The sequence below is a fragment of the Shewanella japonica genome (assembly GCF_002075795.1).
Lineage (GTDB): Bacteria > Pseudomonadota > Gammaproteobacteria > Enterobacterales > Shewanellaceae > Shewanella > Shewanella japonica.
This window is the reverse complement of record NZ_CP020472.1, coordinates 3,784,930-3,811,260: the sequence shown is the minus strand read 5'-3', so window position 1 is coordinate 3,811,260 and position 26,331 is coordinate 3,784,930. Positions and strand designations below refer to the sequence as shown.

Below are 26,331 nucleotides of genomic sequence, written 5' to 3'. Positions count from 1 at the left end.
AGCTGTTAGTTAGACAGACTTCTGATCATGCCTTTTTTAAACCAATCTTGTAAGGTCTGTAATACCACAGCGGGTGCGCTGTGTTCATCATACCAATTGAGCATCAACTCGCACTGTTGAGCGAAGTTTTGACCAGCAATAAATCCGGTAAGCAGCGCGTGCTGGCTAACCGTTAAGGACTCAAATTGAGTTAGCCTTTCGCTATTTCGCCACAGTAACCAATGACGTTCTCGCTTGTAGTATGGTGCATCTGGATGGGTGTCAGCTTTTAATGCTTGCCAGCTTTCAACTGCGTTACTTTGGCAACTGAAAACTTGAACACTCGGATGAAAACGTAATTGGCAGTTTGGCCAATATTCAGGTGGTAAATGTTGTAACGCTTCAAAACCTATTCTGTCTGCATCTGCAGCATCAAAAGCAACCAGTAAGCGACGTTCAAATTCTGCTATGTCAGCTAAAATAGGATACTGGCTAAAAAATGCATCTTGGCGTAAATACTCAGTTAAGTTATTGCAAAAATGCCTTAATGAGCTGGTGGCTGATGGGTGTGTTTGAATGTACTCTTTCGATAACTTATCGAACAATTCATCACCTAAATATAACGCTAATATTTGATGGTCAGTTTCAAGTGTTTCAGTAAGGCGAGTACGATAAGCATTAGCGTAAATTTCCAAACGATGTTGCGCTGAAATCCCCGTTTGTTGTGCCACTCTGTGGGTAATACTTTGCGGATGTTCAGGAGAGGCCTCAAAGAGCAGATACTGCATAAACTCTTGTTGAATTTTAGCTAGTTTACTCATACTGCAACCTTTCTTTTTGGCAATAACGATTGGGTCTGAAAGGCTGCTGTAGTATGAGAATCTAGCCCCATGGGGGTTAATGATGAACAAGCCAGTGCAGGGTGACCAGGTAAAGTTAATTCAGCAATTTTTTGAGCTTCTAATAATTCTTGATATAACACTGGAAAATCAGGAATATTGGCATCTCGCTCAATCATGGTACTTATTGGACCAAAGCGTTCAAGTGCGGCTTGATATAGTGTCCACACACTTGGTGGGACTTCGTTGTCATGAGTATCAATCACATATTCGCCATGATCCGAATGGCCAGCTAAGTGAAATTGCTGCACTCGTCTAGGATCTATTTTATTTAAATAATCAAGCGGGTTAAAACAATGGTTACGCGCACTGACATAGATATTGTTGATATCTAGCAATATTAAGCAGTCTGCTTCTTCAGCAACTTGAGATAAAAACTCCCATTCGTCCATTGTCGAGTCTTTATAGGATAAGTAACTCGAAACGTTTTCGAGTAATAAACGACGACCTAAAAAGTCTTGCACGACGTTTATACGTTCAACTACGTGCTTTACGGTTTCTTCTGTATATGGCAAAGGTAATAAGTCATGGCTGTTAACACCATGAATTGAGGTCCAACAAATATGATCAGAAATCCACTTCGGATTAATGTCATTACTGAGTTTTTTGAGAGACTTAAGGTAATCCATGTCTAATGGATCTGTGCTGCCAATCGACATAGAAACACCATGCATCACGACAGGGTATTGCTCAGCGAACGCTTCAAGGTAGTAACGAGGTTTACCCCCTGCAACCATGTAGTTTTCTGATAGTACTTCAAACCAATCTATGGCTGGTTGATGCTGCAAGATGTACTCAAAATGATCTGTACGAAGCCCTAAGCCAAAACCAATAAAGTCTTGCGTAATTTTCGAATCTGACATGGGCTTTCCTTAGGTTAATCATAACCTTCATGCTGGTGGAAGACGGATGTTGACTTGCTTGTTATCGAATGAATTTAAGCAAAATAAACGGCTTGGCAATAAGGAGACGAATCTTGCCAAGCCATTATTACAACTCGTGTTGTCGATTAAGCTTAAAAGTTGTTCAGGCTTGAACGTTAGCCGGTTTTACCACCGATATCGGCGCATGATTTTGCGGTTGTATTCACAAAGCCTGTGCCTTTACAGCTTGCTTTACCGCCACAGGCATTGTCAGCACCTTTACAATCATTGTGTCCTTTACATACGTTAACACCGTAACAATGGACCAAATCAGCTTTGGTTATTTTACCAACCCAATCATCTTTTATTTTCCCGCCAACATCGCTACACGCTTTAGACGGCATAGCAACAAAACCTGTGCCTTCACAACTCGCTTGACCCTTACAAGCATTGTCAGCTGTACCGCAGTCATTGTGTCCTTTACAGATGTTGACGTCATAACAATGGACTAAGTCAGTTTCACCCGCTGTAACCGGAGAGGTATCTGATTCGCCTGCCACGACTTGACCAGATAACCCAGCCATTGCCATGGCTAGCGCTGCACCTGATAGTGCGGTTTGTGCTTTAGTATTCATGATATTTCCTTGCATTAACTCATCAGTACAAATTGAGACTTTGATGAGCTAGTGTTTTGCTAATGAGTAAGATCGTAGACACTTCCATGCCTTCTTTTGACTATCTTCCTACTTGTTAAACGATACTATCCGCGGTTATCTGTCTTAATAGCAGGTAGTTATATTGACCGTGGTGGCGTTACAGATATTTCATAAAAATTAATTTGTTATCGAAGAAATAAGGTAAATGACAAGAAAGGATTTTCGTTAAAGATTGATTTTAAATAACTTTTTATTAACATTTGTTAGTTAAACTTTTTCAACTAATGAAGCCCAATTGCTAGGATTTTAGCTAATGAATATCCAATTAAGCCGTCATTGTGGTTAGGAGAGCTCCAATATTGGCCTTAGACCTATTTGTTGTTGGATTAACTGATGAGATTAATTGAAGCCGCTGCGATGAGCTGAAATGGGTTTTTATACGTATAAAAAAATGTTTTACTATCCGCTCATTGATTACTGCAAGCTAGGAAGCACCATGCAAACATTACTTATTTGTCTTTTTATCGCCTTATTATTGCCTTATTTTGCTAAAGGCCCCGTTGCTGTTGCGATGGCTAAACTAGGTGGGTATGACAATGCACATCCTCGCGCGCAGCAATCCCAGCTAACAGGACTCGGTGCTAGGGCGCTTGCCGGGCACCAAAATGCATTTGAATCACTCATTGTGTTTGGCATTTGTTGTCTAACGGCAATTGCTACAGACAATGTTAATTCGACAGTGAGTACGTTAGCCATAGTACATGTGGTCGCAAGAGCGGCCTATCACATCTTATATATCAAAGGTTTATCGACCCTTAGATCGCTTTCTTGGTTTGTGGCTATTTTCAGTTCGTTCGGGATTTTTTGGCAGGCGTTTTAGTCGGCACTAAATTCAATTTAGATTAGATTAGCGGATCAATATTGCCAATATGTGAAGTTAAAACAACTTACTTAATTGAACTGATTCAGGTGGCAATGTACTGGTTTTGTTCTCGCTTAAATGATCTCCGTCATCAATGGCTAAGAATGCACATTATCAAATGTTCATAGCAATTTAGCTAAGCCTAGTTGTTTGCACTTTATCAATATCGACAGCCCAGATAGTGGTTAGTTAAAAACGAAAAAGCCGTCAACATTATTGACGGCAAATACTGCAATGGGGTGGTGGCTTTATTCGTATTCAGAAGAGTAGGTTTCAGAATAAGAATGAGAATATAACTCGAATAAAGTACCGAATGGATCTTCTAAATAAACCATTTTATAAGGCTTGCTGTCATCTTCTGGATGATATCGCATGGTTTCCATTCGAGTCTTGCCACCATATTGTCTTACGCGTTCAATGACACCTTCAAAATCATCTGTTTCCAGAGAATAATGAAATAAACCAATTTTTGAGAAGTCGACATGATGACGCTCTTCTCTGTCTTTCATTTCAAATAGTTCGAAACCGACTCCGTCAGTGGTTACCAGGTGGGCAATATTAAAGCCTTTAAACCCTTCGCCAAATACAGCGATACACATGGCTCCAATAGCGGTTTCTTTTTCTTCGATGACAGCAGATTTTCCCATTACGACTTTTAGTCCCAATGCTTTGGTATAAAACTCAATCGCTTTATCCATGTCGCTGACCATAATACCTACATGACTCATTTTCATTTGCTTCACCTTAATAATGTTTGGTTCGTTTTGATGAGTGAAGTATATGGCGATATCGCACCGATTAAAAATTATCAAATTTTATATTTTTAATAATTTTTTGTTATTGATTTAGTGGGGAGAGTGGATGATTCACGCCAAAAAACTCACTCACCTTTAAAGATGAGTGAGTGTGCTGTTATGACGCAGTTGGGTAATCAATATAACCAACTTCATTTCCACCATATAAGGTTAATCTTGCATCGGCATCAAATTCAGCGAGTGGCTTGTTGTGTTTAAAGCGTTCCACTAGGTCAGGGTTTGTGACATAAGGCGTGCCAAAAGCAACCAAATCGGCATAGCCTTTGGTTAATAATGTTTGTGCGCTTTCTTGTGTCAGTTTACCAGCGACCATAATGGTATGAGGATATATGGCTCGCATCTCTTGTCTAAAGTGATCTGTTGCTTCTGTGTATTCACCAATATTTTCAGAAAAATGCACATAAGCTAAATTAAGTGGGGCAATTTCTTTAAGCAGCAACTTTGTGACGTCAATAATATCACTGTCAACTTCACTAAAGCCTTCACCTACCAAAGGCGATAAGCGTATTGCGACTTTATTGGCACCTATGGCATCAGCAACAGCGTTGATAATATCCACTGTCAATCTAATGCGGTTTTGTTGACTGCCGCCATATTGGTCCTGTCGCTGATTACTGACTTTACGCATGAATTGGTCGAGTAAATAGCCATGTGCACCATGAAGTTCAATACCGTCAAACCCCGCTTCTATTGCGTTTTTTGCTGCTTGGACAAAATCCGCAACGGTTTGGTCGATATCAGTTTGCGTCATAGCACGAGGTACTGAGGTTTCAACCATGCCATACCCCCCGCCAGCGAGAGGACCATAGACTTTATCTGCTTGTTTTATCGCTGAAGGAGCAACAGGTTGCTCACCAGCAATATCAGTATGAGAACGTCTGCCAACATGCCAAAGTTGAGTAAAAATTTTACCGCCTTTTTGGTGTACGGCATCGGTGACTAACTTCCAACCTTCTATTTGTGCTTGCGTATAAATGCCAGGTGTCAGTGAGTATCCTCTGGCCACTGCTGAAACTGGCGTTCCCTCTGAAATAATTAACCCCGCACTGGCTCGTTGCTGATAGTAAGTTGCCATCAATGCGTTAGGCACATCGCCAGGCTGACTGGTGCGTGAACGTGTCATTGGTGCCATAGTAATGCGGTTAGCAAGCCTTGAACCTGCTAAATCAAATTCGGTAAATAACATAACAATTCCTGATGATTGTTGATAAAAATGCAAATTAAAATGAAACACCTAAGGTGATTAGGCGCTTTCTGATTCTGAAAACGTGGGATAATCAGTTAAGCCTTTTTCATTACCGCCAAACAAGGTTTGTGGATCATGATTTGCCCAAGGTTGACCGTGTTTTATCCGTGATGGCAGGTCTGGGTTCGCGACAAATGGTCTACCAAAAGCAATCATGTCAGCCACACCTGATTCGATAGCTGAGATTGCTCGTTCAACGGTGTATTTACCCGCATAAATCAACACTCCGGCAAAGGCATTGCGTATGGCATTTTTAAAGCTATTACTCATAACGGGGGCATCATCCCAGTCGGCCTCTGCAATATGTAAGTACGCAATATTATGCTTATTTAACAGCGCAGCTGCAGCAACATAGGTTTGTTCTGGATTAGCATCGACAGTGCCATTAAGTGTCGTGAGTGGTGCTAACCTGACACCAATTTTGTCGGCACCAATAGCTGCAGCCATTGCGCTAATCACCTCATCAAGAAATCGCAGTCTATTCGTTAAGTTACCACCATATTTATCTGTACGGTGATTAGATTCAGAATCAATAAACTGGTTAATCAAATAGCCATTAGCGGCATGAAGTTCAATACCATCAAAACCTGCATTAATTGCATTGCTAGCCGCTTGTGTAAATTCGGCGATCACTGTATCAATATCTGCTTGTGTCATTTCGCGTGGGGTTACCACATCAACAAAACCGGGAGCATGAGTACCATCGTCGATGAAAACCTTGACGTTATTCGCTTTAATTGCAGAAGACGAAATAGGTTGCAAACCACCAATATTTTGCGGGTGAGTAACACGACCAACATGCCACAATTGAGCAAACATGATCCCATTGTTGGCGTGTACAGCTTTGGTAACTTTGTGCCATCCATCTAATTGGGCTGATGAATATATTCCAGGGGTCCAAGCATAGCCTTGTGCTAAAGGGGATATTTGTGTGCCTTCACCAATGATAAGTCCTGCTGAACTTCGCTGAGCGTAATAGGCTGCCATCATTTCATTTGCTCTGTTATCAGGCAAACTCGCTCTTGAGCGGGTCATGGGTGGCATGACTATGCGATTTGCCAACGTAAGTTGGCCTAATTTGATTGGATTAAATAGTGCTGCTGTCATGATTTTTCCTCGACATTGGGCTAATGAAGGAAATCATAACGGCAAGAACTCATTGCAAAAACAGCAAATGATACAAATAACTTTTGTTAATTATGCAAAAGTAAATACTGTAATTTCAGCGCTACAACTTCATTGAGCGCCAAAACAGTTCAAAACTTGCTTCACGATGGACTTTATCATGGCCCCACTGAGGGTTATCGGTGAAGTAGCGAATCGCAGCTAAATATTGACCATGGCAATTCTCAAGCATTAATGTGATTGGAAAATCGGCAATGATATTCAGTTGCTGACCTTTAGCGATAAGCTCAATAATGAAATGTAAAATACTGTTCATCGCTTGAGAGCGGATTTCGGGATCAATATCAGATGATAAAGAAAACTGCAGGAAAATTTTTGTTTGGTTGGATTTAACAGTGCCCAATCAATCGCATGTTGCCACAGTTTATTGGCGCTGCTTTTTAATGTCGCTGCGTTATTTACATCGGCTGAAATAGAGTTACTGGTATGAAAATCTATATCAGTAATCAATTGCTCTAAAGAAGCCTCTTTATCATTGATTGGCGATAAGGATTGCGTCATCGAATGGGTAAGCGAATCAGCAAACTCTTGCTTTACCACAACAAAGAGATGATTCAATAGGGCTTCTTTAGAAGGAAAGTGATGAAATAAGGTGCCTGTTGCCACCCCTGCTGTTTTTGCTATTGAAGCCGTGGAAGTGCCATGAAAGCCTTGGTCGACAAACAGTTGTAGCGCGCCATTTAAAATAGCTTGTTTTTTATCTGTTGCAGCAGGTTTTACGGTGGCTGACATACGCGTTTGATTTCCTATGTTGATTTATATTCTTTGTTTTACTTAGGCTTAGAATAAAGTGGGTGAGGATATATTGCACCCACTTTGAACTAACGTAAAAACATCTTCATCAATAGCGCTTGGATTTTTGTACCATAAGGAGGATGAACAAATAAACCAGAATTAAACTTGCCACTCTTAAGGACTGTTTTGGCATGGCTAAACGTCAAAAACCCTTCTTTACCATGATAATGTCCCATGCCTGATGGGCCAATACCGCCAAAAGGTGCATCATCTGCAGCAACATGAAACACAGTATCGTTTATACAAACGCCACCCGAATGGGTGTGCTGAACGATGTGTTGCTGGGTTGAGCTATCAAAACTCATGATATATAAGGCTAATGGACGTTCTCGTTGATTAATATATCCGATCGCATTATCAATATTTTTATAGCTCACAATAGGAAGCAAGGGGCCAAAAATCTCTTCTTGCATCACGGTCATATCATCGCTGGTAGCAGTGATTAATTGAGTCGGTAATTTTCGAACATTAGTATCAATGTTGTATTCGGTTGCAGAGTGGATCACCGCACCTTTTTGTTTAGCGTCTTCCAATACAGTTAATAAACGCGAATATTGACGTTCATTAATGACATTGCCGTAATCAGGGTTAGAGTCAAAGTCAGGGTACATCTTATTGAAGCGCTTTTGATATTCACTGATGAGCTCATCAACCTTATCTTCTGGGCATAAAATGTAATCAGGTGCGACACAGATTTGGCCAGCATTTAAACATTTACCGTAAATGAGTCGCTCGACTGCTGTGGCAATATCAATATCAGGTGCAATAACAACAGGAGATTTCCCGCCGAGTTCAAGTGTGACAGGCGTGAGGTTATCGGCCGCAGCACGCATAACGTGACGACCTACTGTGGTAGAACCGGTGAAAAGCATATGATCAAAAGGCAGGGCAGAGAATGCCGCTGCTACATCAGCTTCACCCTCAATGACTGCAACTTCATCTTCATTAAAGATTTTTGCCAACATTGCTTTAATCACTTGGTTGGTCGCTGGGGTAAATTCAGACATTTTCAACATGGCTCTGTTACCAGCAGCAATGGCGGTTATTAATGGACCAATGGCTAACATCACAGGGAAATTCCATGGGACGATAATGCCGACAACTCCCAATGGCTGATAGTGAACCGTTACAGATGAAGGCGCGAGAAGTAAGCCCGCATGACGACGATTTGGTTTCATCCATTTTTTAAGGTTTTTCAGCGTGTAATTGATGTTATTTACACATGGCATGATGTCAGAAATCATGGTGTCGTTACTTGAGCGATGACCATAATCGGCAGCGAGAGCAGTAACAAATTGCTCACTTTGCTCCAATAATCCAGCTTTGAGCTGTTCAAGTTTGCTGACTCTTGACTGATAACTAGGTGCTGGCATTGAGTTGTAAGCCTGTCGCTGTAGGTCGAGGTGTTGTTTCAATGAGGTTTGGTGTGTTTCATTGAGCGCCATATTCATCTGCTTCTCCTAGTGTTTTTCTGCAGCCTAGTTATCGTTTAAAATTAAACCGACTGATTAGTCGGTTTAATATGGGCTATAAATCATCAAAAGGCAAGTTTTAGATAATTTGAGTCACAGAAGTTGATACAGCTCAAGGAGCAAATTAGTGTTTTACACTACACTTTTATTAGGAGATAGTAATTAACGTAAGCCACACGAGATTTAAGTATTAATTAAAAATGTGTTGATATTCTGCCTATGGATATTGTCACATTAAGTCTTGTTTAGGCGGTATCAGTAACACCTAGTTAGCTGAAAAATTTTAATTTTTTTCAATCTACAAGAGGGCGTCACTATGCGTTCACGTAATATATTATGGCCGACTGATTTTTCTGAGACGGCTTCTCATGCTTTGCGATATGCCATCGAAATGGCAAACTTATATCAAGTTGGTATTCGTATTCTTCATGTGGTTGATCAGCCTCTAGGTGATGAGAATTATATGATTCTCGCCATCACACCAGAAGGGTTAGCAAAAAGTATGGAGCAGGCCGCTGCAGATAAAATGCGCGGTTTATTAGCTGAGCTTAAAACTGACTTACCCATCGAAACCCTAATTCGTCGCGGCGATGCAATTGAAGAAATCGTTGCAGAAGCCAATAGCGGTGATATTGGTATGGTAGTGATCGCTAGTCATGGCCGAACAGGGTTAGCACATTTTCTCCATGACAATGTCGCGGAGGAAGTAGCAAATCAAGCGCTTTGTCCAGTACTGGTTGTGAAATAGTTAGCGTGCACAGCGCTCGATATGTGATTGTTTTGTAAAGCGAGAAGTCACGATTTAAGCTTATTTAATCGTGACTTTAGCGGATAAAAACGTCTTTATAATGTTATTGGTAGTTAGGCTTAAATCCAATTAGTGGTGTCATACTTCGTCGCCATCATGGCTTTTTCCGATATATATTGGGCATCGTTTTGACTAATATAAGGCAAAGTCATTTCGCCACTGGCTAATCCTAATGTCAGGTACGCATAACCTTTTTGTTTTTGTCCTTGAGTTTGAGTGAGGGTGACATGTTGAACTTTAGTAAAAGGAATGCGCTTCCATTCTCGACTGAACAATCCACTATGTTGCCATACCGCTTCCTCATCAATGACATATCCCCATTGTCGGTAGCGCAAGTAGATAAGCCCACTGACAACAACTGCGGATACACAAATTATTAAACTTGCTAAGTTGGCGCCCAAAAACAGTGACAAAATCGCAGCGGGAATGAACGGCAAATACCCTCGCCGTAAAAACCAAGCAAAAGCGATTGACTGATACTGGCGCGGAACATTGCACGAGCCGCCTGCAAGTCCGGTTATTTTGCCAAGGGTGGATTGTAGCTCTGTGGTTTTGACTGAAGGAATGAGCATGTGCTGTTCAGTTTTTTGCTCAACTTCTTGCCCCTTTACTTGTTTTAAATACACAGTCCAAACATTAAATAACCTTGCTAATACAGGTTGGCTGATTTGTACAAGTTGAATCCGTTTAATCGCTAATGCATCTTGCTGATGTGAAATGACTCCACCACTTCTTTGCAGAGTTTGTTGTCGCTTCTCTAGGGTGAAGGGAAAATATTTTAGTACGGCAGAAAAAATAGAAATCAAAGCGAACAGGCAATATACCAAGGCAATTAATAGCAAAATGATGCTCACTTGTAGGGTAATATTGTCACCACTTAACGTGATAATACTATGCCAAAGTTGTTGAAAAAACGGGATTTCGGCGAGTGTTTCCCATTGTATTTGTCCTAAGATTGGTCCTGCGATAACGGCGAGCCAGATAAGGTTATTCTGATAAAATCCAAATTTGATTAGCTGTAATAAATTGCGCTTAATAATAATGTTCGGCAGTGACTGGCTAGAATTATTTGCTGGATCTTTATTATCGAATGCATGAGTTCGTGTCGCTAAGTTGGTTACATCATTTTCGCTGCTGGCATCATCATGATCCAATAAAGATTCACTATTGCCGTTTTCCTCAAGACTATTTGCTGTTATCTGTAACAGTTGCTGCTTAATTTTATAGGCGGTATTTGAGTCCACTGCTGCAAGATGTGCTTCATCATTTTTTGAGCCTGCCGTTTCAATGATTAACGTTCCTAGCTTTAAGGGCTTAAAATATAGAGGTTGCTCGTAGCGAATATTTTGGATTTTATTAAATGGGATCTCGTCTTTGCGAGTAAACAGTAGCCCTCGCTTAATATTCAATTGATTATCAACAAGCTTAAAACGGTATTTTTTCCACTGTATAAATGAAAACACAGTTAACGAGATAATCAGAAATAGTGCAGCAATCATTGCAAAGGATAAATCAAAGCCGTTTTTCCAACCTGCGAAGACAATTGGGATCATGGCATAACCATTCGATAAAATGGCTTTTGCAGTCCCGGAACTAAAACTGAGCATGGCCCAAGGTGATAAAGCTTGCCACTGACTAAATTTGCCCATGGATTGCTGATTGGTGCTTTGTTGGGAAGGTTCAGTCATCTTGCTTTTCCGACTTTAGCTTATTTTCAGCGGTTGCTGATTGAGTCGTTTGATGTGAGATAACAGGCTGCTCTGCTGATGTTTGGTGGGCAGAGGGAATAAACTGTTGTTCGACCTGCAGATGCTCTGTGTTGACTGGCTCAATATCTGTGCTGTCTGGCTGAAGCTCTGTTTTGACTTGTTCAGGCATTGATTTGTCTTGTTGGTGCGAAGTCGCTCTATGCAGTAAGTGTTGTCTTAGGTGTTCTGCTGTTTCAAACTTCAAGCCGGGTAAGTTAATTTCTGCAGCGCCACTTCCTGCACTGAAGCATTTTAACGTCGCTAAGTTAAACTGTCGCTGAATCGGGTTTTGCGACAAGCTGACATGCTGCAGCCGGCTAAAAGGTAGGGTGGTGGTTTTTACCCACCACAAGCCTTTTCTCATGACAAGTTCATGCTTGAGTACGCCGTAATAGACCTTTTTTGCAGCTTGATACTTCAGTGAGATCCAAAGAGTGCCAATAGACGTTATGGCAGTAACAGCAATCAGGATATCTGCGAGTGGTTGGGTGTGCTGAATATTCATCATAACCATGATGGCGGTTAGAATGATTAGCACAATAATACTGATTTGAAGCGCGGCTTGTATGGGGTAGCGCTTATCAACGGGAGTTAACGTTAGCGTGTTGTATGGTTGCCATTGTGTTGGCTCAAGCTGGCTTTTATCGTCAATTTTTGTCATTTATATGCTCATTGGCTGCAATGTCAGGGTTCAATGTAAGGCTGCAATGTAAAGGGTAATGCTAATCAGACATAGCAGCCTTGTGCAGTAAGTCGAAAAGGTCTTTGAGCACTCATGTAAGCTTAAGTGACTAAAATAGCTTTATATTCATGCAATAATCTTTTACTTTGAAAGTATAAGACAAAGGCTCCTTTGTTGGTATTTAACTATTATTTTCATCAAAAAAGAGGCGAAATTGACTCAAACTGTTTCTAAAGCACATAAAGCATTTTTGCGAAAACTCTATCTTTGCTATTTGATTAGCCAAGATAAACATAATTTATTATCTTTGCATAAAATGACCCAAATGCCCCGCAGAACCATTCAAGATACATTGGCATCAATGTCTGATATTGGTGTGACGGTTCAGTTTATTCAAGAGGGTGAACGTCATAATGCTGGTTATTATAAAATTGATGATTGGGGCCCCATTAACCCGCAATGGTTAGAGCAAAATTATGTGTGTATGACAACACAATTAGAGACGACGATACCTTAATGGTAGTAGGGGATTCCCTCTTTTATCTAGGTCGCTAATTTATCTATTCTTTCCTTGCTGGGGGATGTGCCCGCTGAAATCTGGTTCCTGCCAGCTCGCTTAGCTTGGTATAGGTGTTTATCGGCGACCTCAATAAGCATAGGTAATTGGTTGATGGCGCTACAACTGGTGACAATGCCAATACTGGCTGTGACGTTGACCTTTTGCTGACTTTGAGTAAAGGAGAGTTTAGCAATGTTTTCACACAGCCTTGTTGCTAGGGTACTGGCTTCTTGCTCTTGGGTGTAAGGTAAAAAGATAATAAATTCCTCGCCGCCCCAGCGCGCTAAAATATCGTTTTTTCGTAATGTATCTCTGATTAACGCGGCGACTTTGACCAGCACTTCATCGCCAAAATTATGCCCATAGGTATCATTAATGCTTTTAAAACGATCGATATCTACCATCAAGATAGACGCTGCTTTTTTGACTTGCCTTTCTGTAAATTGAGGCTCAACTAATTGGTAAAAAGCTCGGCGATTATTCAACCTTGTTAACGGGTCCATGTTAGCCATTTTCTCGGCAATTGTTTTTTCGTTTTCTACCCGTCTAAAGCGTTCTGTTAATGCCAGTGCGAGCAGTAATACATCAATAAACACCTCGAGCTCAGCAGCCCTATAAGTAAATTGATTGAATGGGATATAAGCCCAAACGGCAAGACAGGTAATGGCAATCCCGATCATTGACGAAATTGAGGCGATTAAGAAAAATCTTGCTGAGATGTTACCAAAGTTCAGTGACAGTATTCCCAGCACTATCATCAAGCCGCTAAACAGCAGCATTAAATCAAACGCAAAAATGAGCCCTAAAACTCGGTCTTGAAGCACTGCAGCAAGCAGCATTAGTGCCGGAAAGATAATACAGAGGCTCTTGAGAATTTTGTTTAAAGTGGGGAGTTGGAATTTAAGTCGTAAAAAGTGGCAAGCAAACAGTATCCCACTGGTGCAAAAGCTGACCATCAGTATCGGGATAGACCATTGTTGCCATATCGGTGAATCTGGCCATAACCATAATGAACCATGGCCGCTATAGGCAAAATTAAGCAGCAAAAAATTCAATAAATATAAACTGTAAAATAAGTAGCTTTTTAGACGAAGACCAACATATAAAATAAAGTTATAAATTAATAACGCAGTGATTGAGCCATACAAAAAACCATAGCTATAAGCATTGAAGGCATTTTTCTTAGCCATTTCCTGCTGGTCGAATAAATACACAGGGATAACCATAGCATCAGGGGTTTGCACCCGAATTAACACCGTGGTTTTACCTGGTGGATAGCGGTAGTTTAAATTAAAACTAGGCTGCTGTGACTCTTGTTGGTAAAACAATGATAAGTCACCTTGGTGCTCAAAATGGATGATGTGATCATCCGCAAACCAAAAACTACTGACTTCATCTAGCCAATAGTTATCGATATGAATGGTTTTTTCTTGTTCTGTTTGGCTGTTATTAATGAGTGTGAGACTTAACCAAACTGGTTTGGCATTGATACCATAATTACTGATATGTTGACTGACAGGACTAAACTGGCCTTGCTGTAATAACGAATATGCTTGTGAGGCATTGAGTCGCTCATCTTCAATATATTGCTTTAGTGATAAACCGATAGGCTTGTTGTGTTTATCAGATAAATACAGCTCTTTGGCGTGAACAGCGTTAGGGTTCATGCAGATAAATAAACAAATAATCAGCGTCAATATCCATTTCATAAATGCGGTCACATGCCATTGTTATGATGTCATCGAGAAATCCATTCATTACTTTTTTACAAAAAAGTAATCCAACTTTATGGCGACAGGGTATAAATCCATATCGCTCTGAGTGAACGTTTTTAGCTAAATAAGTATAATATACAAGCCTAGCTCAATTTAGACTCTCATAATATAACTAAGCTTAATATCATAAATGCGTATCAATTTTGTTTATATACTAAAGGATTAGTCACAACGGTCAGGTTAGATGCTGTGCATCATCATAAAGTGATACAAAGGCAGGTTATTTAGCATGAAACAATTAGGATTTGAACTTGTTAACTCTCAACCAGTGAGTTGTACTACTCAGGGGGCTGATGATATCGGTGAAAATCAAACTGCTGAGGCAAGTTTACCTGTTGCGCCCATTACATATTTAGCCAACTTCTTACCTTTACCATTGCAAACTTCACTGCTTCAAGAAGCGAACTCATATCAATTTGAAAAACCGATCGTAACGATATTTGGCAAGCAACATCCTATTCCACGCTCCCAGATCTGGTTTGGTGATTCAGGTTGCGAATATCAATATTCATCACTCATGATAAAGCCACAACCTTGGCCACCTGTATTGCTGAAAGTAAGACAAATACTTGAGTCGCAATTTAATATCATGACCAATGGCGTGTTGGTTAATCGCTATGAAAATGGACAAGATTGCATGGGATGGCACAGTGATAACGAGCCTGAGATTGCTGCCAATTCAGATATTGTATCGTTAACATTAGGAGCCAGTCGTACTTTTGTTATGAGACACATGCAAACACGGCATAAACACGCCATTGAACTTAGCTGTGGCGACTTACTGATCATGCATGCAGGTATGCAAGATGAGTGGCAACACGCCATACCTAAACGCCTAAAAGTGAATGAGCCAAGAATTAATTTTACCTTTAGGCAAATGATTGTGGGATTTCATCAGGGTGGGTAAGAGAGTGAGCAGTAGATAAAGTATACAAGACGTAATCGTAAACTTGTTTTGCCAACTGGATCTTGTTGGGTTGTTGCAAGTTTGATTTTTGAAACGTTAATCAGTAGTCTTCACTTTTTACGATGTAGATAAAAAGAGCTTGTTATGTCAGTTGAACACGTTATTACCGAAAAACTGAACCAATCTTTTAGCCCTGTCCATTTAGACGTGCTTAATGAAAGCAATCGTCATCATGTGCCGCCTAATTCTGAAACCCACTTTAAAGTCGTTGTCGTCAGCGACAAGTTTGATGCTCAGCGTCTCATTGCTAGACACCGTGCTGTCAATGCTGTGCTAGCAGAAGAGTTAGCTAATGGAGTGCATGCGCTGTCGATTAATGCTTATACACAAGAAGAGTGGCAAGCGCTAGACAGTGTGCCAAAAACACCAAACTGCAAAGGTTAATACAGCTTAACAATTAGCGATTAACACATGACCTAAACCTCATCTTTCGTATGGGGTTTTTTATTGCCTTACATTTACTAAACCAAATTTTTTATCTTATTTTTTACATGAGTTATTTTCATACTCTTATGGATTAACTGAGTGTTTTCTAAGCTTTGATGTGGGATTTATTGGCTATTTGGGGCTTGTTTGTCCATTACTGATAGTTTGTCATAAGAGTGTCATCAATCATTGTTAAAGATTAATGTAGGCCTGAAATAGGCCTAGCTGCTTGCTGTTAATTTTGATGCTATGATGCCAAAAGATTTCACCCACTTTAAGGAATAAGCAATGCCTTTACTTGATAGTTTCACCGTTGATCATACTCGAATGGAAGCACCAGCTGTACGTGTAGCGAAGCATATGAGCACACCAAAAGGTGACACCATTACAGTATTTGATTTACGTTTTTGCACCCCTAACAAAGATATTCTAAGTGAGCGTGGTATCCATACTTTGGAGCACTTATTTGCAGGCTTTATGCGTGACCATCTTAATGGAGACAATGTTGAGATTATCGACATTTCCCCTATGGGATGTAGAACGGGCTTTTATATGAGCCTTATTGGTGTGCCATCTGAGCGTATCGTTGCTGATGCATGGTTGGCTGCCATGGAAGATGTACTAAAAGTAGTTGAACAAACTGAAATTCCCGAGTTAAACGAATATCAATGTGGCACCTTCGAAATGCATTCATTAGAGCAAGCACAAGATATTGCACGTGCGATTATTGCAGCGGGTGTAAGTGTGAATCGTAATGATGACTTAAAATTGAGTGATGATATTTTAGGGACTTTATAATTGTTGCTAATGATCCCATTAGGTATTTGATAAAAGCGGCTTAGGCCGCTTTGTTTTTTAGTGGTTAATTTTTTATTAAAATACTGTTTTTATTTGTATGAAAACGTTATTGTTATCAGTCAATGGAAGGATTTTGTCATAACAATAAGGGACCGAACTCTACGGTGCCGATGATGTATTTTGGGAGTTAACCATGTCTAAAAGTCAATTCAGCTTGTCTGTAATTGCTTCTGCTGTGCTATTTGTTTGTCATTCAGGTTCAACTTATGCAGCCGCCTCAGTTACAGCTGCGATGGATGAATCAAATAATAGCGTTATTCTCACTCAACCTCAGACTGCGTCTTTGCATTATCGTGATAGTGATATTCCTTTAGCATTATCAGGCATGACTGTATTGCCGACAAACCAAACAACAACAGTGACCCACCGCGGAGCAATTAATGGCGTGGCGGTGACCCAAGACAGAGTCAGCTTTTCTCCTTCTCCTTATGCAGCGCCTCATTTAGTACTGCAACCTAACTTAGTATTACAAGAGTCTATCGCTGCTTTAAGTCTGACAGATGTGACTAAGGGTGGGATGGGCGCATTTGGTCATGTTAATTACACTACAGCGCAAATTAGCCCTAATGAAATGGGGGGCCGAGCCAATATTGAAATTAACGATAATGGCGATGGGCATGTTGGCGCAATTGCCAGCGGCTTGAATAAAGAATATGGCATGTTGCTTGGGGTTGATTATCAAAATACGGCAGAAGAAGTAGGTTTTGCCAGTCAATTTGATAATGAAAAAACGCAAACCGATATCATGTTCAAGATTAATGCTGATAGCTTAGTTGGTGCGCGTAACCCACAAAAAACCGAGTTCATGTATCAGTATACCGACTCTGAAAGTGGTTATTCTAATGTTGGCCTAGTTGCACAAGACTGGAACAGTAAGCCCGCTTCCCGCTACTCAGCAACTCAAAACGATCAGCAAGAAGGTAAACGGCATAAGTATCAAGTTAGCCATGTGGTTGATTTAACTGGTGGCACTCAAATGGTGTCAGATTTTTATTATCAGTCCTACGATGAAAAAATCTCGCAACTGAATCGTTTAGAAGGCGTTGCGATTGGTGTAGCAGAGTTGCAAGCCATTGCTGCGATGGATGCCAACCCTTCTGCAACGGCAAACTTAGCCTCAATGCTCGAAGATAATCATTATGCTGGTTATGGTTTACAAACCGAAGGCGTCAGTCAATACGGTGCTCATCAAGTCACCTACGGTGCTTTATATCATTCAGATAAAGCAGAAATGAAATTTGGCCAACAAGACTGGCTATGGAATATTGATAGAAGTTTATCAAGCGTATCGGTGGATAAAGCGCTTATGGCTTATGTAGATGATGTGAATGTTTTCACGACAACTGCAGATGCAAAGCTAAACTACGGCGCGTTGTCATTTAACCTTGGTGTGGCCTTCGAGAGTGTCAGTACAACTCGTGAAGTTGGAGTGGAAGCTTATGGTGTTGAAGAAGCTGACTTCTCTGATGATGGTTGGATCCCGTCTCTTGAAATAGCTTATACAACAGGTAACTGGAAAGCCGCTTTTGCCGCCAAACAGTCTTGGACTGCTGCATCTGCAGGTAATGCTGAGATGAAAGCGCAAGAGTCAATGCATTATCAACTTGGTTTTACTTATCAAACCCAAGTATTGAATCTTGGTGTTAACTTATACATGCAAGACTTTGATAATCAGCATGTCACTTGTATGTGGAGCATGGCGTGTGATTTCTCACAACGTTATATGCAGGTCAATATCGAAGACGTAACAGCAAATGGTGTCGATCTATCTGCAGATTACCAATTTAGTTTTGATTCGTTTGCGATACCGTTATCGGTTCAATATCAGTATAGCCAAGCAGAGTTTGGTGAATCTGGTGTCAATGAGCTTATTGGCCTTTACGTTGAAGGTGAGCAATTACCTTGGGTTCCTGAACAACAAATAGCCTTGAGCACGGGTGTTGTAGTAGGGGACTTTAGCTTTATGACACAGGCGCTTTATCAATCAGAGCTGGGTTATGCTACGGCAATTTCTGGTGGTGAAAAAATAGATGGCCAGTGGAAAGTTGATATTGCTGCAAATTATCATTTATCGAATGTGCATGAAATTTATCTACGTGTTGAAAATGTGCTTGATGAAAATTTAGTCAGTCAGCAATCAAGTTTAGGTATTACCTCGCAGGGTGAAATGCTGAGTTATGTGGGTTACCAAGCGCGTTTCTAATTAATTTGAGTGTCAGCCTTCCTACCTTACTGTTTTAAAAGCGCTTTAGCATGGGCTATTTTAGCCTATGCTAAACGCTACATTTGTTAACAAATAGATAAAACACTTCTTATATTAATTCTTTTAAAATTAATGCTATAGTGCCCTTGTTACTGAAATATTGCATCGGATCGCTATTTATCGGCCTATTCCACACCCTAAATAGGTGTAATTGTTTAAAAATGAACAATCAAAAATTTCAATCACCTATTATTTTCGTGGCGATAGCGCACATTTTGGGGTAAAATGCGCGCGACCAGCGTGATTGCGATCGCATTTCCGTGATAAATCTGCGCTAGCTCAACACTGAAGTGTTTGTTAACACTTTGTTTTTTTGGGTAGGAACGCGGCGCATTGTCTTTCCTTCAAACGTAGTGCTTGTGGATATGATTACAATAAAGAAAGGATTGGAACTACCTCTAGCAGGTGGCCCAGAGCAAGTTATCCATAATGGCCCAGCCATTAAGAATGTCGCCACTTTGGGTGAAGAGTATATTGGCTTACGTCCAACGATGAAAATCAAGGTTGGCGATAAAGTTAAAAAAGGTCAGGTAATTTTTGAAGACAAAAAGAACCTTGGCGTTAAATATACTGCTTTAGCTAGTGGGACTGTATTAGAAATTAACCGGGGTGCGAAACGTGTACTTCAGTCAGTAGTTATTGAAGTTGAAGGTGATGAAAAAGTCAGCTTTACTCAATACAGTGCTGATGCGTTAAACACGTTAGATGCAGCTGTTGTCAAAGAGAACTTGATTGAATCAGGTCTATGGACAGCTTTGCGTACTCGCCCTTTCAGTAAAGTACCTGCTGTTGACTCAGTCGCTGCTGGTATTTTCGTCACCGCAATAGATACCCAACCACTAGCTGCAGATCCTGCCGTTGTGATTGCTGAGCACAAAGAAGACTTCGCAAACGGTTTGACCCTACTTGCTAAGTTAACTGAAGGCAAAGTATTCCTGGCTAAAGCACCTGGTGCCGATATTCCTTCTGGGAATGCACAAGTTGAAGAGTTTGCTGGAAAGCATCCTGCTGGCTTAGTGGGTACTCATATTCATAACTTACTTCCTGCATCTGCAACACGCACTGTATGGCATGTTGGCTATCAAGATGTGATTGCAATCGGTCAGCTATTTACTCAAGGCGAACTTAACACTCAACGTGTTATTGCCATTGGTGGCCCACAAGCTAAGAACCCACGTTTAATTCGTACGGTCTTAGGTGCAAGCACAACTGAAATTACCGCTGATGAGGTAGAAGGTAATGCTGTACGTGTTATCTCTGGTTCAGTATTAAGTGGTCGTCAAGCTGCAGGTCCTCATGCTTACCTTGGTCGTTATCATCAACAAATCAGTTTGTTGCTTGAAGGCACTGAAAAAGAATTGTTTGGCTGGGCGATGCCTGGTAGCGACAAATTCTCTATTACACGTGCATTCTTAGGCCACTTAAACCGTTCACGTTTATTTAATATGACGACCAGTACTGGTGGTTCTGACCGTGCAATGGTGCCAATTGGTAATTATGAGCGTGTTGTTCCGCTAGACATTTTACCAACAATGCTACTACGTGACTTAGTTTCAGGTGATTACGATGGTGCTGCGGCGCTAGGTGCACTTGAACTAGACGAAGAAGATTTAGCATTGTGTACCTTCGTATGTCCGGGCAAGTATGACTATGGTACATACCTGCGTGATTGTTTAGATACGATCGAGAGGGAAGGCTAATATGAGCTTGAAAGATTTTATCGAGCGTATTGAACCGCAATTTGAAAAAGGCGGCAAGTACGAAAAGTGGTATGCCCTGTATGAAGCGGCTGCGACTGTGTTTTATACTCCGGGTAAAGTAAACAAAGGTAGCACGCACGTGCGTGATAATCTTGACCTTAAGCGTATGATGATTACGGTTTGGGCATGTACTTTTCCTGCGATGTTCTTTGGTATGTACAACGTTGGCTTACAAGCGCAAGATGCGTTAATTGCTGGCTTTGCTACTCCTGATGTATGGCAAGTTAGCTTATTTAGCTTGTTTGGAACTGAGCTTACCGCAGACTCTGGCGTTGCAGCCTTGATGTGGTATGGCGCCTGTTGGTTCTTACCTATTTACGCGGTGACCTTCGCGGTCGGTGGCTTCTGGGAAGTGCTTTTCGCTTCTGTTCGTGGCCATGAAGTTAACGAAGGTTTCTTTGTTACCTCGATTCTTTTTGCATTAACACTGCCAGCAACAATTCCATTATGGATGGTTGCACTAGGTATTACCTTCGGTGTGGTTGTTGCGAAAGAAGTCTTCGGTGGTACAGGTCGTAACTTCCTTAACCCTGCATTAGCTGGTCGTGCTTTCCTATTCTTTGCTTACCCACTTAACATGTCAGGTGACACGCCATGGGTTGTTGCTGATGGTTTCTCTGGTGCTACTGCACTGAGCCAAGCGGCACAAGGCACATTAGAATATGGCTTAACGCAAGATTGGTGGGACGCATTCTTCGGTTTCATTCCTGGTTCTGTAGGTGAAGTGTCTACCTTTGCTATTTTACTTGGTGGCGCAGTTATCGTTTATACCCGTATTGCTTCATGGCGCATCATTGGTGGTGTGTTACTTGGCATGATTGCGGTATCAACATTGCTTAACGTTATTGGTAGTGATACCAACGCTATGTTTGCAACACCATGGTATTGGCACCTTGTTTTAGGTGGATTCGCTTTCGGTATGATGTTTATGGCGACTGACCCTGTTTCAGCCTCATTTACTAATAATGCGAAATGGGCTTACGGTCTGTTAATTGGTGCGATGGCGGTATTTATCCGTGTTATTAACCCAGCATTCCCTGAAGGCATGATGTTAGCAATTCTATTCGCTAACTTATTCGCACCTTTATTTGACCACTTTGTGGTTCAAGCAAATGTTAAGCGGAGGATTTCACGTGGCCAGTAATAAAGAATCAATCGGCAAAACATTATTTGTTGTTATTGGTTTGTGCTTTGTCTGCTCAATGTTTGTTTCGACTGCAGCAGTATTATTAAAGCCGACTCAACAACAAAATAAATTATTAGATAAGCAAAAGTATATTCTTGAAGCTGCGGGCTTAGTGGATACTAAAGCTGGCAAAGTAGAGAAAGACGTTATCATCGAAAAGTACAATAAGTACGTTGAAGCTCGCCTAGTTGATTTAAAAACAGGTGACTTTGTAGATGGTGATGCTGATACGTTTGATGTTGAAAAAGCAGCGCGAACTCCAGCGACTTCTTTCAAGCCTGAGAACGATATTGCTTCTGTTAAACGTGTAGCGAATCAAGGTGTTATATATCTTGTAAAAGATGATAACAATGCACTACAAACCGTTATTATTCCTGTTAAAGGTTACGGTTTATGGTCAACCATGTTTGCTTTCTTAGCAGTTGAAGCTGATATGAACACGATTCGTAGTTTAGTGTATTACGACTTCACTGGTTCTGGTGAAACCCCAGGTCTAGGTGGTGAAGTTCAAAATCCACAATGGATTGCGAAGTGGGAAGGGAAGAAACTTTATGATGACAATGGCAACTTAGCTATTCAAGTGACTAAAGTTCCAACTATCGCTTCTTCAGTTCACGGTGTAGATGCATTATCTGGTGCGACACTGACAAGTAATGGTGTTCAGCATTCATTAACTTTCTGGTTAGGTGAAGAAGGTTTTGCACGCTTTATCGAAAAAGCACGCAATGGAGGACTTAGCTAATGGCTGATGCTAAAGAACTTAAACAGGTTCTGACTGGACCTATCATTAATAACAACCCAATTGCTCTGCAAATTCTGGGTGTATGTAGTGCGCTAGCTGTTACCGCGAAAATGGAAACCGCTATTGTAATGACATTAGCGTTAACTGCAGTGACCGCATTTTCGAATTTATTTATTTCGATTTTACGTAATCACATTCCAAGCAGTGTTCGTATTATTGTGCAAATGACGATTATTGCTTCGTTAGTAATCGTGGTTGACCAAGTATTGCAAGCTTACGCCTATGACGTAGCTAAGCAGTTATCAGTATTCGTTGGTTTGATTATTACTAACTGTATTGTAATGGGTCGTGCAGAAGCTTATGCGATGAAAACGCCACCTTTAATGAGCTTTATGGACGGTATCGGTAACGGCTTAGGCTACGGTGCAATCCTATTATCAGTTGGCTTCTTCCGTGAGCTATTTGGTAACGGTTCTTTATTTGGTGTTGAAATCCTAAGCAAGGTCTCTGACGGTGGCTGGTACCAACCAAATGGTTTGTTACTTCTTCCTCCTAGTGCGTTCTTCTTGATCGGTATGTTGATCTGGATTATCCGTACTTACAAGCCAGAGCAAGTAGAAGCGAAAGGGTAAGCGCAATGGAACATTATATTAGTCTGTTAATTCGTTCAATATTCATTGAGAACATGGCATTAGCCTTCTTCTTGGGTATGTGTACCTTCTTGGCTGTGTCTAAGAAAGTCACAACTGCGATGGGACTTGGTGTAGCAGTAATTGTGGTTCTTGCCATTGCTGTACCAGTTAACCAAATCATCTATCAAGGTTTATTAGCACCCGGCGCACTCGCTTGGGCAGGTGTACCTGATGCAGATTTGAGCTTCTTGAAGTTCATTACTTTCATCGGTGTTATCGCTGCACTCGTACAAATTTTGGAAATGGCGTTAGATAAGTACTTTCCTCCTTTGTATAACGCGTTAGGTATTTTCTTACCATTGATTACCGTTAACTGTGCGATTTTTGGTGCAGTATCATTCATGGTTGAGCGTGACTACAACCTGGGTGAGAGCTTGGTATTCGGTATCGGCTCAGGTATTGGTTGGGCATTAGCAATCGTATTGTTAGCCGGTCTTCGTGAGAAAATGAAGTATTCTGATGTGCCAAATGGCCTACGTGGTTTAGGGATTACCTTCATCACTTCTGGTTTAATGGCGCTAGGTTTCATGTCGTTCTCAGGTGTCTCTCTTTAAGAGAGACCTTACGACGTATTACTTTGAACCTTAAAGGATAAGTTAATGGATATTCTTAACGCTACTCCAATAGATGTATATCTAGGTGTGAGTATGTTTACTGCAATCGTTTTGATCTTAGTATTAGTGATCTTATTCGCTAAATCTAAGCTGGTTGCAAGCGGTGATATCACTATCTCAATCAATGATGATAGCGACAAAGCAATTAAAACAGGTGCGGGAAGCAAGTTACTTGGCGCATTAGCTGATAACGGTATTTTCGTATCAAGTGCCTGTGGTGGCGGTGGCTCTTGTGGTCAGTGTCGTGTGAATGTGAAATCAGGTGGTGGTGATATTTTACCGACCGAGCTTGATCACATCAGTAAAGGTGAAGCTCGTCAGGGTTGTCGTTTAGCCTGTCAGGTTAACGTTAAAACTGACATGGATATCGAACTTGATGAAGAAATCTTCGGCATCAAGAAGTGGGAATGTGAAGTTATCTCTAACGATAACAAAGCAACCTTCATTAAAGAGCTTAAGCTACAAATTCCTGATGGCGAATCAGTGCCTTTCCGCGCTGGTGGTTACATCCAAATTGAAGCGCCAGCTCACCATGTTAAATATGCAGATTTTGATGTACCTGCAGAGTATCGTGGCGACTGGGAGCACTTTGGCTTCTTCAACCTTGAATCTAAAGTTGATGAAGAAACTATTCGTGCATACTCAATGGCTAACTACCCAGAAGAGTTTGGAATTATTATGTTGAACGTGCGTATTGCTACGCCGCCTCCACGTAACCTAACTCTACCTTGTGGTAAAATGTCTTCGTACATTTGGAGCCTGAAAGAAGGTGATAAAGTCACTATTTCTGGTCCATTTGGTGAGTTCTTCGCAAAAGAAACTGATGCTGAAATGGTGTTTGTTGGTGGTGGTGCTGGTATGGCGCCAATGCGCTCACACATCTTCGATCAACTTAAGCGTCTTAACTCTAAGCGTAAGATGAGCTTCTGGTACGGCGCACGTTCTAAGCGTGAAATGTTCTACGTAGAAGACTTTGATGGCTTAGCTGCAGCAAATGAAAACTTCGAATGGCATGTTGCGTTATCTGATCCGCAAGAAGAAGATAACTGGGACGGATACACGGGTTTCATTCACAACGTATTGTATGAAAACTACCTACGTGACCATGATGCGCCAGAAGATTGTGAGTTCTACATGTGTGGACCTCCAATGATGAATGCTGCTGTTATCGGTATGCTTAAAGACTTAGGTGTTGAAGATGAAAACATCTTACTCGATGACTTTGGTGGCTAATATGCTAATCGCAAATGATTAGATATAATCCTAAAAGACATTGAACGTCATAAATTGCAGTTTGCTGACACGGAGGTCATCTTCGTTAAGTAAGCTGCATTTTTTTATGTTAGATAACCCTAATTTGAAGTTTGAGATGATTAATATTTCTTTAAAAGCACTGCTTGTATCTTTGGTTGTATTACTTCTAACTGCTTGTGGAAGTGAAGACGATATTGTGTCGTTATCGGGCAATACTATGGGAACGACTTACCACATCAAAGTGGTGAGAAATGATCGCTTACCGACCACCCAACTATTGCAAGCGGAAATCGACATTGCGCTTGAGTTAGTGAATGACCAAATGTCGACTTATCGACCTAAGTCAGAATTGTCTCGTTTCAATAAGCTGTTAGTAAACCAAAGCATCACTGTTTCGGAAGATACCATAAAGGTATTTAAAGAAGGGGTACGATTATACAATGTGACAGGTGGTGCGTTAGATATCACATTAGGCCCACTGGTTAATCTTTGGGGGTTTGGGCCAGACAAGCGCCCTACTGAAATACCAAGCCAAGAAACCATCGATATCGTTAAAGCAAAGGCTGATATTCATGGCTTTACCATTAATGGACTAAAGATTACTAAAACTAACCCTGACTTGTATGTGGATTTGTCTTCACTTGCTAAGGGTTATGGCGTAGATAAAATAGCTACTTTACTTAACAAGTATCAGGTAGCGGGTTACTTAGTTGAAATTGGTGGTGAGATCAGTGTTAAAGGTGTGAAGGATGATGGTTCACCTTGGCGTATTGCAGTTGAAAAGCCAACGACTGAGGGTGGCGTCATCCAGCAGGTCGTAGAACCTGGCAATATGGCTTTAGCTACATCAGGTGATTACCGTATTTATTATGAAGAAGAGGGTGAGCGATTCTCGCACCTCATCGACCCTAGAACGGGTTACCCAATTAAACACAAGTTAGCTTCAGTCACAGTATTACATCCTAGTAGTATGACTGCTGATGCGTATGCTACGGCAATGATGGTACTGGGTACCGAAGCGTCGTTGGCACTTGCTCATGAGCAGAACTTACCAGTTATGTTGATTGAGAAAGATGACGACCATTACGAAGTCTTTTATAGTGAAGCTTACGGGCCTTATATTCAGTAAGTGGCGATTAAGCTTTATTGGCAATACAATGATAAA

26 protein-coding genes are annotated in these 26,331 nt (G+C 41.0%); 14 read left to right on the top strand and 12 right to left on the bottom strand.

Going from position 1 to position 26,331, the window contains the following annotated elements; genetic code table 11:
• Positions 1-5: 5 nt before the first annotated feature.
• From SJ2017_RS16350 to bufA2, 3 genes are all read right to left on the bottom strand, one after another.
• Positions 6-800, bottom strand: a complete 795-nt coding sequence (locus SJ2017_RS16350; RefSeq protein ID WP_055023663.1) for an HvfC/BufC N-terminal domain-containing protein — start codon at positions 798-800, stop codon at positions 6-8.
• The gene (gene bufB, locus SJ2017_RS16345) at positions 797-1,741 is read right to left on the bottom strand and encodes an MNIO family bufferin maturase (protein WP_080916438.1); all 945 of its coding nucleotides are present in this window, start codon (positions 1,739-1,741) and stop codon (positions 797-799) included. The genes SJ2017_RS16350 and bufB overlap by 4 nt, the downstream gene beginning before the upstream one ends.
• A gap of 176 nt (positions 1,742-1,917) precedes the next feature.
• The gene (bufA2, locus tag SJ2017_RS16340) at positions 1,918-2,376 is read right to left on the bottom strand and encodes a BufA2 family periplasmic bufferin-type metallophore (RefSeq protein ID WP_065108679.1); all 459 of its coding nucleotides are present in this window, start codon (positions 2,374-2,376) and stop codon (positions 1,918-1,920) included.
• Between the two features lie 517 nt (positions 2,377-2,893).
• Here bufA2 and SJ2017_RS16335 point away from each other — a divergent pair.
• On the top strand, positions 2,894-3,277 hold the full coding sequence (locus SJ2017_RS16335; protein WP_055023665.1) for an MAPEG family protein: 384 nt from the start codon (positions 2,894-2,896) through the stop codon (positions 3,275-3,277).
• Positions 3,278-3,567: 290 nt separating this feature from the next.
• On the opposite strand, the gene SJ2017_RS16330 is transcribed toward SJ2017_RS16335, so the two are convergent.
• The 6 genes from SJ2017_RS16330 to SJ2017_RS16310 all read right to left on the bottom strand — a co-directional run bounded on the left by SJ2017_RS16330 (position 3,568) and on the right by SJ2017_RS16310 (position 8,811).
• Complete coding sequence (locus SJ2017_RS16330; RefSeq protein ID WP_055023666.1) at positions 3,568-4,053, bottom strand: VOC family protein; 486 nt, start codon at positions 4,051-4,053, stop codon at positions 3,568-3,570.
• Positions 4,054-4,231: 178 nt separating this feature from the next.
• The gene (locus tag SJ2017_RS16325) at positions 4,232-5,320 is read right to left on the bottom strand and encodes an alkene reductase (protein ID WP_080916436.1); all 1,089 of its coding nucleotides are present in this window, start codon (positions 5,318-5,320) and stop codon (positions 4,232-4,234) included.
• Positions 5,321-5,377: 57 nt separating this feature from the next.
• Positions 5,378-6,487 (bottom strand): alkene reductase, encoded by a 1,110-nt coding sequence (locus tag SJ2017_RS16320; protein WP_080916435.1) that lies wholly within the window; start codon positions 6,485-6,487, stop codon positions 5,378-5,380.
• A gap of 121 nt (positions 6,488-6,608) precedes the next feature.
• A complete protein-coding gene (locus SJ2017_RS21745; RefSeq protein ID WP_244899709.1) occupies positions 6,609-6,821 on the bottom strand; it encodes a hypothetical protein in 213 nt (70 codons plus the stop codon).
• Entirely contained in the window at positions 6,818-7,297 is a 480-nt protein-coding gene (locus SJ2017_RS16315) for a TetR/AcrR family transcriptional regulator (protein WP_244899708.1), read from the bottom strand. Before SJ2017_RS16315 ends, SJ2017_RS21745 begins: the two co-directional genes overlap by 4 nt.
• Positions 7,298-7,386: 89 nt before the next feature.
• Entirely contained in the window at positions 7,387-8,811 is a 1,425-nt protein-coding gene (locus tag SJ2017_RS16310) for a coniferyl aldehyde dehydrogenase (protein ID WP_080916433.1), read from the bottom strand.
• A gap of 337 nt (positions 8,812-9,148) precedes the next feature.
• On the opposite strand from SJ2017_RS16310, the gene SJ2017_RS16305 reads away from it, so the two are divergent.
• Complete coding sequence (locus SJ2017_RS16305) at positions 9,149-9,580, top strand: universal stress protein (RefSeq protein WP_080916432.1); 432 nt, start codon at positions 9,149-9,151, stop codon at positions 9,578-9,580.
• 119 nt (positions 9,581-9,699) lie between these two features.
• On the opposite strand, the gene SJ2017_RS16300 is transcribed toward SJ2017_RS16305, so the two are convergent.
• Together SJ2017_RS16300 and SJ2017_RS16295 are read right to left on the bottom strand one after the other, a co-directional pair.
• Positions 9,700-11,328 carry a PH domain-containing protein gene (locus tag SJ2017_RS16300; RefSeq protein WP_080916430.1) on the bottom strand — a complete coding sequence of 543 codons (1,629 nt, stop codon included), beginning with the start codon at positions 11,326-11,328 and terminating at the stop codon, positions 9,700-9,702.
• Entirely contained in the window at positions 11,321-12,049 is a 729-nt protein-coding gene (locus tag SJ2017_RS16295) for a PH domain-containing protein (RefSeq protein ID WP_080916429.1), read from the bottom strand. Before SJ2017_RS16295 ends, SJ2017_RS16300 begins: the two co-directional genes overlap by 8 nt.
• 235 nt (positions 12,050-12,284) lie before the next feature.
• On the opposite strand from SJ2017_RS16295, the gene SJ2017_RS16290 reads away from it, so the two are divergent.
• Positions 12,285-12,587 carry a winged helix-turn-helix domain-containing protein gene (locus SJ2017_RS16290; protein ID WP_225442090.1) on the top strand — a complete coding sequence of 101 codons (303 nt, stop codon included), beginning with the start codon at positions 12,285-12,287 and terminating at the stop codon, positions 12,585-12,587.
• Between the two features lie 26 nt (positions 12,588-12,613).
• Here the strand turns inward: SJ2017_RS16290 and SJ2017_RS16285 are convergent, their stop codons facing one another.
• Complete coding sequence (locus tag SJ2017_RS16285; protein WP_080916427.1) at positions 12,614-14,338, bottom strand: sensor domain-containing diguanylate cyclase; 1,725 nt, start codon at positions 14,336-14,338, stop codon at positions 12,614-12,616.
• Positions 14,339-14,633: 295 nt separating this feature from the next.
• Between SJ2017_RS16285 and SJ2017_RS16280 the strand changes: the two genes are divergently transcribed.
• The 11 genes from SJ2017_RS16280 (at position 14,634) to SJ2017_RS16230 (ending at position 26,295) form a co-directional block, all read left to right on the top strand.
• Positions 14,634-15,311: an alpha-ketoglutarate-dependent dioxygenase AlkB family protein gene (locus SJ2017_RS16280; protein WP_055023676.1), complete on the top strand. Its 678-nt coding sequence runs from the start codon at positions 14,634-14,636 to the stop codon at positions 15,309-15,311.
• Between the two features lie 144 nt (positions 15,312-15,455).
• Positions 15,456-15,755, top strand: a complete 300-nt coding sequence (locus tag SJ2017_RS16275) for a BolA family protein (RefSeq protein WP_055023677.1) — start codon at positions 15,456-15,458, stop codon at positions 15,753-15,755.
• A gap of 330 nt (positions 15,756-16,085) precedes the next feature.
• On the top strand, positions 16,086-16,595 hold the full coding sequence (gene luxS, locus SJ2017_RS16270) for an S-ribosylhomocysteine lyase (protein WP_055023678.1): 510 nt from the start codon (positions 16,086-16,088) through the stop codon (positions 16,593-16,595).
• 193 nt (positions 16,596-16,788) lie between these two features.
• A complete protein-coding gene (locus SJ2017_RS16265) occupies positions 16,789-18,858 on the top strand; it encodes a TonB-dependent receptor (RefSeq protein ID WP_080916426.1) in 2,070 nt (689 codons plus the stop codon).
• Between the two features lie 425 nt (positions 18,859-19,283).
• Positions 19,284-20,618 carry a Na(+)-translocating NADH-quinone reductase subunit A gene (locus SJ2017_RS16260; protein ID WP_065108774.1) on the top strand — a complete coding sequence of 445 codons (1,335 nt, stop codon included), beginning with the start codon at positions 19,284-19,286 and terminating at the stop codon, positions 20,616-20,618.
• 1 nt (position 20,619) lies between these two features.
• Positions 20,620-21,822: an NADH:ubiquinone reductase (Na(+)-transporting) subunit B gene (locus SJ2017_RS16255; RefSeq protein ID WP_080916425.1), complete on the top strand. Its 1,203-nt coding sequence runs from the start codon at positions 20,620-20,622 to the stop codon at positions 21,820-21,822.
• Positions 21,812-22,606: a Na(+)-translocating NADH-quinone reductase subunit C gene (locus SJ2017_RS16250; RefSeq protein ID WP_055023681.1), complete on the top strand. Its 795-nt coding sequence runs from the start codon at positions 21,812-21,814 to the stop codon at positions 22,604-22,606. The genes SJ2017_RS16255 and SJ2017_RS16250 overlap by 11 nt, the downstream gene beginning before the upstream one ends.
• A complete protein-coding gene (locus SJ2017_RS16245; protein WP_055023682.1) occupies positions 22,606-23,238 on the top strand; it encodes an NADH:ubiquinone reductase (Na(+)-transporting) subunit D in 633 nt (210 codons plus the stop codon). Before SJ2017_RS16250 ends, SJ2017_RS16245 begins: the two co-directional genes overlap by 1 nt.
• 5 nt (positions 23,239-23,243) lie before the next feature.
• Complete coding sequence (gene nqrE / locus SJ2017_RS16240; protein ID WP_055023683.1) at positions 23,244-23,852, top strand: NADH:ubiquinone reductase (Na(+)-transporting) subunit E; 609 nt, start codon at positions 23,244-23,246, stop codon at positions 23,850-23,852.
• Between the two features lie 45 nt (positions 23,853-23,897).
• Entirely contained in the window at positions 23,898-25,145 is a 1,248-nt protein-coding gene (gene nqrF / locus SJ2017_RS16235) for an NADH:ubiquinone reductase (Na(+)-transporting) subunit F (protein ID WP_055023684.1), read from the top strand.
• 136 nt (positions 25,146-25,281) lie between these two features.
• On the top strand, positions 25,282-26,295 hold the full coding sequence (locus SJ2017_RS16230) for an FAD:protein FMN transferase (RefSeq protein ID WP_080917504.1): 1,014 nt from the start codon (positions 25,282-25,284) through the stop codon (positions 26,293-26,295).
• Positions 26,296-26,331: the final 36 nt, after the last annotated feature.